The organism is Psychrobacter sp. NG254 (assembly GCF_015277735.1).
In the GTDB taxonomy this organism is placed as follows: domain Bacteria; phylum Pseudomonadota; class Gammaproteobacteria; order Pseudomonadales; family Moraxellaceae; genus Psychrobacter.
Genome location: NZ_JADHDA010000001.1, coordinates 42,405 through 58,566 on the forward strand (window position 1 = coordinate 42,405; position 16,162 = coordinate 58,566).

A 16,162-nucleotide genomic window follows, 5' to 3' on the forward strand; every position below is an offset into this window, starting at 1 on the left:
GTCATGAATGATATTACGATGAATGATTTGATAGGATTGTTGCCTTACGCGCCGATCATCGCTGTAGTGATTACAGTGCTGACGGTCATGATTGCGATTACCCTTAAACGCTCGCACATGGTCACTGGTACGATTACGGTGGCAGGCTTAAACATCGGCCTATTTACTCTAATTGGGCAAATGGTCGGGATCATTGATAGTGGAGCTATCGCGCCAAATGCTGAGCAGTTATTTGTTATTGATAACTTTGCTCAGTTTAATATGGTGGTTATCTTTATCTGTGCCTTGGCGTGTTGTACGCTGTCTTATGCGTATCTGGCCAATTTGAAAGATAATAAAGAAGAGCTGTATTTGCTCATGCTGCTATCAACCATCGGTGCACTACTAATGGTAAGCGCGCAGCACATGGCATCCTTCTTTATGAGCCTAGAGATGCTGTCAGTACCGCTATATGGTTTGCTTGCTTACACTTACAAGCGCAACCAATCGCTAGAGTCTGGACTAAAGTATTTGGTGCTATCAGCGACCGCATCAGCGACGTTACTGATGGGGATGGCCTTCATCTATGCAGAAGTTGGCTCGCTAGCATTCAAGCCAATCAGTATGGTACTGGGCAACATCTTTGAATCGCCACTATTGATATTGGGCGCGGCGATGATGATGTTTGGTATCGCCTTTAAGCTGTCTGCTGCCCCATTCCATATGTGGACGCCAGATGTGTACGAGGGTGCACCAGCGCCTATCGCTACCTTCTTAGCTTCAGTATCCAAAGTTGCTATGATGGCATTGGCGGTTCGATTCTTAATTGATACCTCTCTACTCGCATTGCCATCTGTACAAATGCTATTGATGGTTATGGCGACTTTATCTATCTTGGTAGGTAACTTATTAGCGGTTCGTCAAACCAGTCTCAAACGTCTACTCGGTTACTCATCCATTGCCCATATGGGTTATGTGATGATCGTTATCGTTAGCATTGGCGCGGCAGCTGACAGCATCTCTAGCATGTATATGGCAGTCTATGCCTTTACCTCTATCGGTGCTTTTGGTGTCGTAACCTTGATGTCGAGCCCATATCGTTTGTCTGGCGAAGCGGATGAGCTGACTCATTATCAAGGTCTGTTCTGGCGTCGTCCAGTCCTGACCGCGGTGATGACAATCATGATGTTATCACTGGCTGGCATTCCATTGACGGCAGGCTTTATTACTAAGCTGTTTGCGATATTGGCGGCGGTACAAGGCACCAACTGGTTCTTGGCTGCAATGATTATCTTAGGCAGTGCGATTGGTCTATTCTACTACTTGCGCGTTTTACTCACGCTATTCAAACGTCCTAAGCAGTTCATCGAGTTTGATGTGTCTGGTCAATGGGGTTTGCGTACTGGTGGTATCATGGTGATTGCGGTAACTGCGATTATTCTATTCTTTGGTATCTTGCCAAACAGTATGATTGAGTGGGCAAGCATGGCGCGTATTTGGTAGTATCGCCCACACATAGCATTTGATAAGCCTTTGCTGCTTATCTGCTGTTACGGTTAAAAAACCAAGATGCGCCAGCTTTATGATAAGCTTGGCGCATCTTTTTTTGTGCCTACCTTTTGATGGTTATTTATTCTTTACCTATCAAAGGTAGCTTATAAAAACACAGTTCAATAAAGTATAAGTGATAAACGATTATGAGTGACAATATTCAAACGGTGACGGTACTCAGCAAAACCACTTGGACGCCCACATTATTTAGTTTTACCGTGAGTCGTCCTGATAGCTTTAAGTTTACAGCAGGGCAGTTTGTTCGCTTGGGCGTCAATCCGAGTCAATTAAAATATTACCAGCAAATTGAAGCCAGTAATGATACCTCTGATACCGCATTGAATGAAGACATCTTTCGCGCGTATTCGATTGTGTCTTCGCCCTTTGATGAGGTGATAGAGTTTTTCTCTATCGTGATTCCTGATGGTGCATTTACCTCACAGTTGCAACATCTACAAGTGGGCGATGAGTTGCTACTCAATACCATGCCATTTGGATTTTTGACCTTAGCGCGTTATCAAAAACCACTGCCGAAGGATTTGTGGTTGCTTGCGACAGGCACTGGTCTTGCACCATTTTTATCGATGCTACAAGATTTAAAGACGTGGGAAGACTACGAGCATATCGTATTGGCTTATAGCGCACGCTCGACACAAGAGCTGGCTTACGTGGATAAGATTAAAAGCTTGCAAGAAGACTTTGGCACGCTGGTTGATAATCCAGCCAAGCTCATTTTTATCCCAATCGTTACTCGTGAGCCTGTTGACGGGGCATTGTCAGAACGTCTGCCGAAGCTACTACTAGAAGGCACGTTAGAGAAGCAGGCGGGTATCGCGTTGGATATTGATACTACTCACGTCATGCTATGTGGCAACCCAGATATGGTGGATGACACCAAAGAAGCACTAAAGTCACTAAGACTGGTGATGAATCGACGCGGTGAAGGTAATATTGCCGTAGAGAACTACTGGTAATGATAGCCAACCCCAAATAAATCCGCTACATCGTCAACTTCGCTTGATGTACTACTTGTACTATCTGCGCTTGATTTCCTTGCATCGAAATTATTTGAATTCACCTATATCTCTTTTATTTAAGCTAGTGGTTATCTGCTTTAATAGAAAATAGAAAATGCTGTCTCTTAAAGGTTATTATCCTTTAAGATACAGCGTTTTTTTATGGAGAACAGTTTATTTTAGTCTGTTACTCTTGGCTTGGTTCGGTCGCATCATCTATAGGTTTTACTGGGCCTTGCATCAGCTCAGGCTCATCATCATCACCGATGATATCCTCGCTATTGCTTGAGGCGAGTAGATCACGGTAATTAATTTGAGCCTTTAGCACCATCTGTTCTTCTTCTAGCTCGCCATAGTTGACCTGTACTTTATATAGGGCACCCATGATTTTTTTATTGTTTTTTAGCCAGCGATTGATATCGATATAAATCACTTCGTCTTTTGCGCGCGCGATATTGACGTAAGATAAAAGGAAGCCCAAAGGGTCTTTTTTTAGGACGCTGTGATAAAACCAAATCGCAAGCTTTACCCCTTGGCGTTTGATAAAAGATTCGCAGCGCAAGTTTAAGATATCGGTATAGGTCTGCTGACCAAACACAAAACGCTGTACATTGCGATCGAGTTGCACGTGAATCAAGCTAAAATTACTGGCAATCTCCGCATAAATACCGCCTGCATTGACCGTGCAGTATAAGCGAAACCAATCATCATGTAGCTCAACGCGCAGCTCTAAAATCGCCTTTACATTGTCCGTGACAAAGTTTTGTAGCGCATCATTGACATAGGTTTGTGCGACTGGCAGTGCCAGCTCGTCTTCAAACTTATCTGTGGTTTTATTATAGATGTCTTTAACGGATTGGGCGAGACGTTCCCAACCACTGCTGAATGACTCATCAAAACGATAGCCAATATTTTCAAAGAACTCATCGAAATTGTCTGAATCTCTCACGTTATCAAAGTCACTCAAACTTATTATCCTTATAATTACTGGGCTTGCCATTCAAGAGATGCTGCAATGAGTTACGGATCAAAGGCCATAAACCATCACTAATAAAGAAAGTAACGGTTAGATAATGGCTATCATTATGCTGATGCAAACGTAACGATACAAAGCACTGAGATGGCTGCGCTAAAACAGTATATAACAAATACAGTGGCTTCAAAATGGACACATGCGTTTTATGACAATTCATTTAGCATATAGGCAGTTTATATAAATCTATAATGGTTAAGCGAATTTAAGCTAGGGCGTGTCATCAATTAGATTGTGAGGCTTAAAATGAGAGAATTTGTAGATAAACAAGGAAGAAATTGCCGTTAATATGAACATATTGACAAAATTACTGACGATGTTTAGCAAAATTTAGCCATTTTAAGGCCACTAAATGTATTAATGTGCTAATTGATGACACGCCCTAGTATTCACTATTATTTTACGTTTGCTAATAGATATCCGTATGCTTATGATTGTACTCGTCAGAATGGTGGTGCTAGTGACATCATTCTCTGTCATGTTATGATAGCGCCAGTATATATCAAGCATAGCACTGTCTTTAGAATGGCGATGCTCACTATCTAGCATACTGTATTCAGCGCTCATTCACACGGCACTGTACATACTGGTACGCTCATACTCATAAGCTGAGACCTGCTTTGGCCTATATTAAAGACTCACAAAGTTATCATTTTTCAGCGCAAGATCCTAAGCGTGATATCAGCTTGCCTGTTGCAATTGTCATCGCAGTTGCTATTCATGCGCTGATTATCTTTGGCATTGGTTTCTCTGTTGGAAAAGACCCTGCTGCAATGATGCAGGATGTGGCAAAAGCCCTCACAGACAATATGAAGCCCAATGAAGATGCTCAGTTTATTGCCAATGCCTCACAACAAGGCGGTGGCAGGGTGCAAGAGCAGCTAAGACAAGAAAACAATCAGCTGAGTGCATTGGCTGCTGCGCAGATGAGCGAAACACAGGACGTGATTGATCTGCAACGTCAAGTTCGGCAGCAGCGTTATCAAGAGAGCTATCTGCGCACGACCTTAAGCTGGCGTCAGGCTAGCATCGAGTCTGACAATGATAGCAAACAAGCACAAGATGATGTGATCGCTCAAGAAGAGCGAATACGTAAGCAAGTCGCGACGTTAGAAGCACAGCTATCTCAGCGCCAGCAACTCTATGCGACTAAGTCCAAAGTGGTGACAGTAGACAGCAACTCGACCACGCGCGGCGCCGCCGCAGACTATATCGATACTTTCCGTGAGCATGTTGAGCGCGTTGGTAATTTGCATTATCCCGCGCAAGCGCGTGCGCAAGGCATCACAGGTGAAGTGCGTCTGATGGTTATCATCAGTAGCGATGGCGCTATCAAAGCCATCCGTTTGCTTGAAAGCTCAAACTCCACGATATTGGATGAAGCGGCCAAGCAATCTGTTAGGCAAGCGGCGCCTTTTGGTCAATTCACCAAAGATATGAAAGACATCGTCGAGCTGCGACTGATACGAACTTATCGATATAGTGACAAAGTTAATGTCACTTATTAAGGTTTTAGAAAGTTGGCTGCACGATAAATAAACATAGTATGTCGATGAATACGTCATACTATTTTTCGATATACAGCTATCCAAATATAAAGCTACCCAAACTCATCACACACCGCTATAAGTAAAGAGTCAGTATGGAATTTTTAGGTTTTACAGTAGATATTGCCACCCTAACCAGCAATAGCATAGAATTGGTCATCAAAGTTGCATTGGCAATACTGATATTCGTCGTCGGGCGCTGGCTTGCGAAAAAAGCCGTCGCAGTGGCTCAAAAAATTATGTTACGTAGTCATTTAGATGACACGGTTGCTAGCTTTTTGGGTCGTCTACTATATGGCATATTATTGGTAGTGGTGGCGTTGGCTGCACTGAGTAAAGTGGGTGTGCAGACCACGTCGGTCGTCGCTATATTAGGCGGTGCTGCGGTTGCTATCGGTCTGTCGCTTAAAGATCAACTGTCTAACTTTGCCGCTGGCATCATGATTGTGACGTTTCGCCCGTTTGTACGCGGTGATTATGTACAAATACTCGGTCATACCGGTACGGTGACGGAAATTAACTTGATCAATACCCATCTGACCACGACAAACAATCACGATATTATTATCCCTAATGGTGACATCACCACAACCGCGACCATCAACTATTCGTCGTTACCCAATCGCCGCGTGGATATCACTATCGGTATTGGTTATGATGCCGATATTAAGACCGCAAAAGACATCATGATAAAGTTGGCCACCGACAATCCGATGGCATTTACCGATCCTGCACCTATCGTCCGTGTGACCAACTTAGGGGACAATTCAGTTGATTTGACCTTAAACGTTTGGACCACCAATGCGGACTGGTGGAGTATGCAATGTGATTTGCTGGAGCAGTTTAAATATGCGCTTGATGATAATAAAATTGACATTCCATTCCCGCAGCGCAGTGTTCATGTTAAAGGGTTAGAGATGTTGATGGGCAACAAAAACGAATCGCCATTGCCATCTTTAGAAAAAGATCAAAACCTTTAAAGATAAAGATGTTTGAATCGCATTCACTATAAATAAGGATTTGGTAGGTTTAGGCCTGCCAAAACCTCAATTTCAAACTGCTCCATCTCATCTTGTTCAGCTTGTCCAAGCTCGTGATCAAATCCAAGTAAGTGCAGCACACCATGTGTTAATAGATGGCTAATGTGCTGTGCGACTGTTTTCTCTTGTTCTGCGGCTTCACGCACGATCACATCATGACAAATAATCAGCTCACCAAGCGCTAAGGTCGGCATCAGCCCGATGATAGCGGCTGGCAAGTCACTAGGATAAGACAGAATATTGGTCGCATAATCCTTGCCTCGTGCTTCCAAATTCAACTCACGACCTTCAGTCTCATCAGTGATATATATATCGAGTGATTTGGCTTTTTCTTGCCATAATTCAACATCAATATCTGCAAAATAAGGCAGTACTAAACCACTATTAATTTGCTCATCTATGTAATATAAAGTTGCCATCATCACAGGTAGTAGCGTGTCACGATGATAAAAAGTATCGAGTAGGGTGTCATCAATACTACTCGTTGCACTGATGTCTAATATCTCAAAGCTTTCATCATTACTAGTGATATCAGTTGCCTTATTTTGGTTAAAACTGTCATCGTCGTTATACTGGCTCATGTTGTTCTCTCCTTACTTTATTATCATGTCGTTTGTTTAATTTGCTAAAACTGCTCAAGGCTAACTTACCAACTCTAATCTACTACGTTAACTATCAGTCTAGCAGCAAAAAACCGGACTACTAGTCAGTAATCCGGTTTTGCGTTTCTATACTTGCCTTTCTAAGGTGGCAAATATCAAACCTGCCATTTTATAGCTTTGCAGCAGCATTAGCGATAGCTTGTCTACGCTCTTGCTCTTTGATGCGCTCAAACTTACGCTTTTCTTCTAATATGATTTGCTCTTCATCAAACACATCATAGGCTTCGACAATTTTTTGTACCAGTTGATGGCGTACCACATCTTTTGAGTCAAACTTGGTGATATGAATCTCTTCAATACCGCTTAAGATTTCCATTGCTTGTGCCAAGCCAGATTTGTGCCCACGCGGCAAATCAACTTGGGTCACGTCACCAGTAATAACGGCTCGCGAGCCAAAACCCAAACGGGTCAAAAACATTTTCATCTGCTCAGGCGTGGTGTTTTGCGCTTCATCCAAGATGACAAACGAGTTGTTTAATGTACGACCGCGCATATAGGCAAGAGGTGCGATTTCGATGACTTGTTTTTCAATCAGCTTGCCAACTTTTTCAACGCCGATCATCTCGTATAGCGCATCGTATAAGGGACGCAAGTAGGGATCGATTTTTTGCGTCAAATCACCCGGTAAAAATCCCAGTTTTTCACCAGCTTCTACCGCCGGACGCACGAGTAAAATCCGCTCAATCTCGTTACGCTCGAGCATATCCACGGCGCAAGCAACGGCTAGATAGGTTTTACCCGTACCAGCAGGGCCAATACCGAATGAGACGTCAGAGTTCAGTACATTTTGGACATAGGTCTGCTGATTGCCACCGCGAGGAATGATACGACCTTTACGCGTGCGCAAGCTAACGGGCGTAAATTCACTAGCAATATCGAAGTCTTCTTCTTTGGCAGTTTCCTCTGCCTGTTGCGCATCGGCGGCCATGTCTTCATCACGAGAGATACTCGATTGGATAATGAGATGCAGCTCTTCTGCACTGATGTCTTTTTTATTTTGAGCTTCATCCACCATCTTGTAAATAATACGTTCACCACGCTCAACACCAGTTACATCACCGCTCAGGCAAAAGTCACCTTGACGTTGCATGATTTTGATATCGAGGCGTTTTTGGATATATTTCATGTGATTATTGTATTCACCTAGCACAATTTTAAGCTGTGCTGGCGTCAATGATTCAAACTTTATACGGCGGCTCATGGAATCAGTCAAGCGATTATCCTTTTATTGTGTGCCCAAAGTGATGTTGTTTTATTAAGCTTTGGACTTAAGAGATAAAGTAGTAGGTCGTTATTGTCTTGGCTTTAAATGGTAGAGATGGAAATGACGGTAGCAATGCTGTTGGTTTTGTTGTTTGTTTTAAGAGTGATGATAAGTAATGGTCTTGCCTTTATTATGGTAGATAGTTTGTAAATTTCAAGCCATACATCATATACGTGACGCTGTTTTTGTATGGTGATTGCAACGATCATGCTTTATGCAATGCTTTTCTAAGATTAGGGCGTGTTGAACATTCAACCATGGCACTGATAGAGACTATTTTTTAGACAGTTCGACGTTAAGAAGAGTAAGTTTAGTCATTCTAACCGTCTATTTTTAACCATGAAATGGCAAAAAATAGTCCTATCTCTTCGAGCTGATGCTAACACTGCCCCATACTGCGTTGTAAATCTAGTTAAGGCATGAGCATTACCGTCGTTTTACGCCTTGTCTGGAACCGTTTTAGCGATCAGCAGTGCCTATTTGTGAATGTTCAACACGCCCTAATAGCTTTTGCGTGTCAATCTGATATTAAATTGGTCTTCAGTAATACAAGATATCACGAATTTTTAGTACACGCTTTGTCTACTGTTAAGAGCACGGAGCGATAGGTGATTTGTGGTAATCTATGAGTGATATCATAGCGCTTATAATTAAATTTAAAACACGAATAAAATGAGCAGGGCCATAAAGTTTAAGTGGTTGCTAGCGGCAATTAATAGGCCATTCATTCATTATAGAAATCACGCCCCATATAATAAAGTAGGAATAATAATGACACAAACTGATGATGTAACTTTATCGAATGCTAAAGGCAACGCTGAAAATGTGGTTGAAAACAATGTGGTTGAAAACATAGCTGATAATAGTAAGGCAATCACGGAGCAGCAAGTACTCATCGCCGGTGGCGGGCATGTCGGTTTATCCTTTGCACTGCTGCTAGCGAATCAGGGTATTGCGAGCACGTTAATAGAAAAGATGAGCTACCCAACCATCAGTCCAAACGATGATAGCGGTCGTAGCCATTATTTGGACAGTCGCAACACCGCTCTGTCACGCCGCACCGTACAGATTTATCAAGAGATTGGCCTATGGGATGAGTTGCAAAGCCATGCCTGCCGTATCGACTCAGTACAAGTTAGCGAACAAGGCAGCTTTGGCCGTGCGCAGCTTAATAAAGCAGAAGAAAAAGTAGAGTCGTTTGGTCAAGTAATAGAAAATGCATGGCTCGGACGCAAGCTTTTATTAGCCGCGCAACAGGCGCCATTGATTACGTTGATTGATAATGCCAATGTCAGCGCAGTGACACAAAAAGCGGATGGTGTCACGCTGAGCTTTAGCTATTACGGTGAAGAGGGACATGAGCAGCAATTACAGGGTAGTGTTTTGGTCGCTTGTGATGGTCGTGATTCTACCGTACGTCAGCTATTAGATATCGGCACGACCACTTATGACTATCAGCAAACGGCTATCGTCGGTGTGGTAGAAACTGACAAAGCACATGAGCATGTCGCGATTGAGCGTTTTAGCCCAGCAGGTCCACTTGCAGTACTACCACTGACAGACCCAAATGGTGACGGCAATGATGAATATCAGAATGGCTATAGACGCTCGGTCGTGTGGGTGTGCCCGACGGGTGAAGAAAAATGCTATCTAGAAGATGACGCACATTTTTTACAGACGTTGCAGCAAGCCTTTGGTCAACGTGCTGGCACGTTTATCACGGCTGGTCGCCGCGGTGCTTATCCATTGACACGTGTGCTAGCAGACAAGCAAGTAGACGGTCGTTGCGTGGTCATGGGCAATGCGGCTCATACCTTGCATCCCGTAGCAGGGCAAGGATTCAATCTCTGTATGCGTGACGCCCATGTATTAGCGCAGATGATGAGTGCGCAAGTGCTCAAAGATGCAGACATTGGTGATCCAACGCTACTCAAACGCTATGAAAAAGCGCGTCTAAGCGATCAAAAACGTGTCATTCGTTTCTGTGATGCTGTGGTACATGGCTTTACCCATCCTAATCCAATCATAAAGCTGGCTCGTAATGTGGCATTAGTCGCCTTTGATAAACTGCCAAACATTAAGCCACTGGTTGCGACTTATGCAATGGGCTTAAAGTCATAGCGCTATAGTCAATCCTCTATAAAAAAGTGACAGCGTTAATCTTGCTCGAAATAAGATTGATAACAAGTATTCTAATATTGACCAGTATTGAGAGACATCTTATGAAAAACAACCATACGCTGATTATTGGTAGCGGTATCGTTGGTGCAACGCTTGCGCTAAAACTGGCACAAGCAAAAATGCCTGTGACGTTGATTGATGCTCGTCCCGCACGAGATGAATTAGCTTGGCAAGGCGTGCTGAGTAAACGTGATGCTCGAGTCTATGCACTGAGTTTGGCCAGTATTAATCTGCTTAAAGACGTGGGTGCTTGGCAAAAGATTGCGAGCTCTGAGCGTAAGGCTGATTACTCGCAAATGCAAGTATGGCAACTGAATGGTAGGGGCGAGCTGTTATTTGGTGAGAGTAGTGATGATCAGTCTAATTCTGTCATGCCGCAAATGCTTGGTAGCATGGTTGAGCCAACCGTCATTGAACATGCATTATGGCAGCGCTTGTGTGAGGATGATGTCAGTGATTATCTGACCATTATCACGGGGCAAAAAGTCACAAACATGGATTGGCTAGGTGCGCAGCAAGGCTACCGTGTGACTTTAGACAATCATACCACTATTGATGCAGCACTACTGGTCGGTGCTGATGGTCGAGGCTCATTTGTACGTCAGCAAGCAGCGATTGGACTAGACACGCTCGATTATAATCAAACCGCGATTTGCTGTGCGATTCATACCGAAAAACCACATCAGGCGACGGCGCGTCAGGCAATGCTACCCACGGGTACGCTGGCGTTGTTGCCGTTAGCAGATATCACTGATGACGATAAAGCCAATCCACAGCATTGGCAATCGATTGTATGGACGTTACCGCGCAATCAAGCATTGGCATTGATAGAGGAAGATGGACGCGTTATCGCTGATAAACTGGCTGCTGCCTGTCATTATGAGTTGGGCGCTATCAGTCAAATTGAGTCCATTGCTAGTTTTCCGCTAACCGCGCAACAGGCGAAAAACTACGTCGCTGATAACTTGGTATTAATCGGTGATGCAGCACATGGTGTGCATCCGCTGGCAGGTCAAGGGTTGAATCTGGGTATGCTCGATGTACAAGTATTGAGCGAGCAACTAGCACATGACTTTGCTCGCAGTGGTGGGACGATTTGGGGTAGTAATCAAACGTTGCGTAGTTACGAGCGTCTGCGTCGTCCGCATAATAGCCTGATGATGCACAGCTTTTCTGCCCTTAACTGGCTATTCGCAGGGTCGCTTGCACAGTTGCGTCCCGTACAGCAGATACGTAATGAAGGCATGTATCGTGTTGGCAAAATGAAGCCGCTCATGAGATTGTTTGCGAAGCAGGCGAGTGGGGTTTAGGGTTTTGACTTAAGGATGAGTAGACCATGAGTATTAAATTATCGATAATGATGACGAGTATGCTAGGCGTATTGGCACTGACAGGTTGTCAGACACCATTAAAAAGCATGGCGTTCAATCAAAGTGTTGGAGAGCCGCCTATTACGTTAGTACCAGATATTCCGGATTCAGATGGTGATGGTGTACTTGATGCTATAGATGAATGTCCTGAAACGTTAAAACATACGGTAGTCGATGTGAAAGGGTGTACAGTAGTAATCGAGGGAGGTGATGCACTTGAAATGGAATTTAATGGGTTCTTTCCACTTATGAGCAGCCAGTTAGCTGATAGTTACGATGTTGAGTTTAAAAAAATTGAAGAAAAACTCAGTGAGTATCCAGAAGCAACAGTGTTTATTTTTGGTCATGTTGCATCAAGTGAAATGAATGAGGATGTTTTAGCAACCTTCGGATTTGAGTCCTTACCTCGTAATCGAGCGCTTATCGTCAAAAATATGTTGGTATTAGACCATGGGATTGCTGCCGAGCGTATTCATACTTATGACTGCTCAAATAAAATTTTAGCTATAGATACAGAGTCTATAGACCGTAACTTTAAAGCACTTAATCTCAAAAATATTCAATCGAAGCAAAGCCGTGTAACCTTAAGGGGCAGCTCTGAAGTTAGTAACTTAAATGACCTCAAATATATATCCTATTCACGAATGTATGGTGAGTACGCAAAGCGCTGTAAGTTGTTTGAATAGCAGTGCAGATAATAATTAATTATCGAAATTTACATTAACCCAACGCCGAAAAGAACACCATCAGCACGGGTGAGACGATATTAATCAAAAAGCCAAAGCTAATCGCCAATGGTACGACCTTTAGGCCACCTGACTGTTGAATAACCGGCAACGTAAAGTCTAAGCTGGTCGCACCGCCAAGTCCTACCGCTGCAGAAGGAGATTTGCGCATAAAAACGGGTATAAACAATAGCGCAAAGAACTCACGTACCAAGTCATTAAACAGCGCCACACTGCCCCAAACCGCGCCATAAGCGTCTGTCATCACAATCGCTGATAGCGAGTACCAACCAAACCCTGATGACAGCGCCAAGCCTTTGGTCCATGAGACATCGGTAAATAGCAACGCAAAAATGAGCCCACCCACCAATACCGCCAGCGTAAAAATAACACTCATTTGTACGCCGCGTTTATTCAGCATTACTTCTTTGAGCGTAATGCCCGAACCCTTTAGCCCAATACCGACCAGCAATATGAGTATCATCAGCAGAGCAGTCATGGTGTTCTCTGGTGGCATATAATTGGCAGGTAAGAAGTAGCCAATCACCATTCCAATTACCACACAAACGACCTGCGCAAGACTGCCACGAATACTGACACGATGCTCTTTGGATTTGACGCTTGGTTTTTTGGCATGCCAAGGGTGCAGATGATCGAACGCCATGAGTGCAAATAAGCCCGTACCAATTGTTAAGATCGATAAGACAGTGACATACAGAGCAATTTCGCCCAACTGGTTACCCAGCCCTTCTACTTGTGATAGCTCAATCCCAATTAGTGCCAAGATAATGTAGACCAAATACGATAGGCCTTTATCCGCAAGCTTGGTCATAGTCGGATTAGAAGGAATGGCAAAGCCAATAAACATTGGCATTAGGACTAGAACAAGGGTAATCAAGCTTTGCATGGTGAAGGACTCGCAGCGTTTTAAACAAGGCATTTTTAAGAAGCTGAAGATTGTAGCATATTACTGCACAAATGCTGGTGTGCGGGTTCAAAATGTGGATGACCATGCCAACTTATGACTGAAAAATCACCTAAGACCGAGACTGATTTACAAAAGGATTGCCGCTTATTGAGAGTCGGTAGGCATAAATATTTACCTTATAGCGGTTTATTGATACATTAAGGTATTCGGGCAGTTGGGCAATACTATGTCGCTATATCAGCTCAAACCTAAATTTCAAGATCAGCTGCGACCGCTGAGTAATGCGTTGGTTGCCCAAAACATCACTGCCAATCAAGTGACGGTATCTGCAGTATTATTGAGTGTGGGCACCGCTTATGTGATTGCTAAGCCTGCGACTGAGCAGCAAGCGTTATGGCTTCTATTGCCTTCATCGTTATTTGTACGGATGGCACTGAATGCTATCGACGGCATGATGGCGCGCGAGCATGGTCGAGCATCGACGCTGGGCGCAGTACTAAATGAGGCGGGCGATATTGTTGCTGATACGGCGCTCATTGTCAGCTTGGCTCCCCATATCGCTAAGCGTGATTTGCAAATCAATTCTGAACGACAAACTGACACGAGTAAGTTGCCAACCACTCGGCGGCATATCAGCAGTATTGTCGCGTTAAGTATGAGTACCGAACTACTTGGTATTGCCAGCAATACGATACTAGGGACTAGGGCAAACCAAGGACCTTTAGGCAAAAGTGACCGCGCTTTAATACTAGGCGTTCTTGGTGCTTCTATGGGGAGCAAGATACCGTTATCGCGCGCTCATCTCAGTATCACACCGTTATTCATGTTGACCGAAGCACTGCTATTAAAAACGTGTTTAAATCGCTTACGTTATATGGCAAGTCTATACTTGATGCATCAGCCACCAGCACTTCGAGTAGTAACGTGTGAGTCAATAAACAACTCGCTATCTCTCAATACTGTTTTACCAAATAATCTTACTGATAACGCGCGCCCATTGGAGTTCAAAGAAATGCCAACCACCACCGTTGATAGTCAAAAATTAAAAGAACAGGCTAGCGTTAGTTCTGAGCAGTCTTCAGCCAAAGTTATAAATTGTGAAAGTTGCTACAACGCTTATGACGGCACTGCTATTTATTATCGCTACTGGCTCACGATGCCTTTAGAGGACGTGCAAAAAGCCAATCAGCCGTTACGCCAAGTTATTCTGTTACATCGTGGACATGAGCATTCGGGTCGATTAGCCGAGTTAGGAGAGCAGTTTGCAAAAGCTGGCTATCAAGTCTTTGCTTGGGATGCACGTGGCAATGGGCGCTCGGGTGGTATCAAAGACCATGCCGAGAGTGTTACCGAGCTAGAACGCGATTTAGACGGTTTTGTGCAGTTGGTTATTGGGCAGACAGGTATTGCTATCGAAGATACGTTGATTGTCGCCAGTAGTATCGGTGCGGTACTGGCAGCAGCATGGGTGCATGATTATGCGCCCAGTATTCGCGGGATGATATTGGGCACACCTGCGCTAAGCATTCGCTTGTATATGCCTTTTGCGATACCGTCATTAAAGGTAGCACGGACGCTGGGTCTGATGTCGCGTGTTAGTAGCTATGTTAAAGCGCAAGTATTGACTCATGATAAAGAAGCGCAGCAAGCTTACAATGCTGATCCATTGATATCGAACAGTATTTCAACTGACTTACTCATCGATACCCATGCGACGGGTCAGCGCTTGCTCGACGATGCAGGGGCTATCACTGTACCGACGTTTGTCTTATGCGCGGGCAAAGATTATGTGGTCGATAAGCAGGCTGAACGCACGTTTTATGAAGCGATTAATACACCTACCAAACGCTGGCAGCTATACCCAGACAGCTACCATGCAATATTTCATGAGACCAATAAAGCAGACGTCTTTGCTGACTGTATTGATTTCGCTGAGCAAGTATTTAACATACAAGTCCAAGCCCCTGATTTGAGTACCGCGCATTTGAATAGTGCCAGTAAAGACAAGGTAGACCGCTTAGCGATTAAGCCGTTTAATCCAAGCTTCGCGATTACCCGTTTTGCGATGCAAAAGTTCGGGCATGTTAGCGATGCGATTGCGACAGGGCTTGAACATGGATTTGACTCGGGTCACTCGCTTGATCATGTTTATTATAATCAGCCTAGTGGACAAAATAAATTTGGGCAAGCAATCGATAAATTTTATTTGAGTAATATTGGCTGGCAAGGCATTCGTATACGCCGCGCCCATATATTAGAGCTGGCACGTATAGCACTTGCAGATATCGAAGACAAAAACCAAAGTAGCGCTAAGCCATACCAACCAAAACTATTAGATATCGCTAGTGGTCATGGCTTTTATGCCTTTAACCTGTTGACAGAGTTTACCGATTTGCATGCAGAGCTACGAGATTATGAGATGCATAATATCCAAGCATTGCAAGCAAAAGCAGAGCAGTTAGCGATTGCTGATCGAGTCACTACATGTCAAAAAGATGCTTTTGACGTAGCAAGTTATCCTGATTCTGATAACATAAAATTTGATGTAGCCATCAGCTCAGGCGTGTTTGAATTGTTTTCTGATAATGCGTTACCAACGGCAGCATTGGCAGGTATTTATGACAGTTTAAAAGCGGGCGGCTATTTGATTTACACCAACCAACCGTGGCACCCTGAGCAAGAGTTTATCAGTAAGACGTTGAACAACCATCGTGGCAGTAGTTGGGTGATGCGTTGTCGCTCGCAAGCGGAGATGGATCAATTGGTTGAGCGCGCCGGCTTTAAAAAGGTTGCCATGCGTATCGATCGCTTTGGTATCTTTACCGTGTCATTGGCGATTAAAACGGCATCAATCGATGATAAGTAA

12 protein-coding genes are annotated in these 16,162 nt (G+C 43.9%); 8 read left to right on the top strand and 4 right to left on the bottom strand.

All coding sequences use genetic code 11. The annotated features are described in order from the left end of the window. Nucleotides 1-3 precede the first annotated feature (3 nt). Together IP510_RS00175 and IP510_RS00180 are read left to right on the top strand one after the other, a co-directional pair. Nucleotides 4-1,482, top strand: a complete 1,479-nt coding sequence (locus IP510_RS00175) for an NADH-quinone oxidoreductase subunit N (RefSeq protein ID WP_194362798.1) — start codon at nucleotides 4-6, stop codon at nucleotides 1,480-1,482. Nucleotides 1,483-1,673: 191 nt separating this feature from the next. Continuing rightward, nucleotides 1,674-2,504, top strand: coding sequence for a ferredoxin--NADP reductase (locus IP510_RS00180; protein WP_413786438.1), 831 nt, complete (start codon nucleotides 1,674-1,676; stop codon nucleotides 2,502-2,504). A gap of 229 nt (nucleotides 2,505-2,733) precedes the next feature. Here the strand turns inward: IP510_RS00180 and IP510_RS00185 are convergent, their stop codons facing one another. After that, complete coding sequence (locus IP510_RS00185; RefSeq protein ID WP_227669392.1) at nucleotides 2,734-3,513, bottom strand: hypothetical protein; 780 nt, start codon at nucleotides 3,511-3,513, stop codon at nucleotides 2,734-2,736. Between the two features lie 686 nt (nucleotides 3,514-4,199). Here IP510_RS00185 and IP510_RS00190 point away from each other — a divergent pair. Further along, nucleotides 4,200-5,087 (top strand): energy transducer TonB, encoded by an 888-nt coding sequence (locus IP510_RS00190; protein WP_194362800.1) that lies wholly within the window; start codon nucleotides 4,200-4,202, stop codon nucleotides 5,085-5,087. 134 nt (nucleotides 5,088-5,221) lie between these two features. Next, entirely contained in the window at nucleotides 5,222-6,106 is an 885-nt protein-coding gene (locus IP510_RS00195; RefSeq protein ID WP_194362801.1) for a mechanosensitive ion channel family protein, read from the top strand. A 26-nt stretch (nucleotides 6,107-6,132) separates the two neighbouring features. Here IP510_RS00195 and ybeY read toward each other — a convergent pair whose 3' ends face one another. After that, a complete protein-coding gene (gene ybeY / locus IP510_RS00200) occupies nucleotides 6,133-6,747 on the bottom strand; it encodes an rRNA maturation RNase YbeY (RefSeq protein WP_194362802.1) in 615 nt (204 codons plus the stop codon). Between the two features lie 190 nt (nucleotides 6,748-6,937). Further along, nucleotides 6,938-8,029 carry a PhoH family protein gene (locus tag IP510_RS00205; protein WP_194363236.1) on the bottom strand — a complete coding sequence of 364 codons (1,092 nt, stop codon included), beginning with the start codon at nucleotides 8,027-8,029 and terminating at the stop codon, nucleotides 6,938-6,940. 834 nt (nucleotides 8,030-8,863) lie between these two features. On the opposite strand from IP510_RS00205, the gene IP510_RS00210 reads away from it, so the two are divergent. The 3 genes from IP510_RS00210 to IP510_RS00220 all read left to right on the top strand — a co-directional run bounded on the left by IP510_RS00210 (nucleotide 8,864) and on the right by IP510_RS00220 (nucleotide 12,329). Then, nucleotides 8,864-10,213, top strand: coding sequence for an FAD-dependent monooxygenase (locus IP510_RS00210; protein WP_227669393.1), 1,350 nt, complete (start codon nucleotides 8,864-8,866; stop codon nucleotides 10,211-10,213). Nucleotides 10,214-10,314: 101 nt separating this feature from the next. Further along, a complete protein-coding gene (locus IP510_RS00215; protein ID WP_194362803.1) occupies nucleotides 10,315-11,583 on the top strand; it encodes an FAD-dependent monooxygenase in 1,269 nt (422 codons plus the stop codon). A 26-nt stretch (nucleotides 11,584-11,609) separates the two neighbouring features. Next, nucleotides 11,610-12,329, top strand: coding sequence for an OmpA family protein (locus tag IP510_RS00220; RefSeq protein WP_194362804.1), 720 nt, complete (start codon nucleotides 11,610-11,612; stop codon nucleotides 12,327-12,329). 34 nt (nucleotides 12,330-12,363) lie between these two features. On the opposite strand, the gene IP510_RS00225 is transcribed toward IP510_RS00220, so the two are convergent. Next, complete coding sequence (locus IP510_RS00225; protein WP_194362805.1) at nucleotides 12,364-13,275, bottom strand: lysine exporter LysO family protein; 912 nt, start codon at nucleotides 13,273-13,275, stop codon at nucleotides 12,364-12,366. A 247-nt stretch (nucleotides 13,276-13,522) separates the two neighbouring features. On the opposite strand from IP510_RS00225, the gene IP510_RS00230 reads away from it, so the two are divergent. After that, nucleotides 13,523-16,162: an alpha/beta fold hydrolase gene (locus IP510_RS00230; protein WP_194362806.1), complete on the top strand. Its 2,640-nt coding sequence runs from the start codon at nucleotides 13,523-13,525 to the stop codon at nucleotides 16,160-16,162.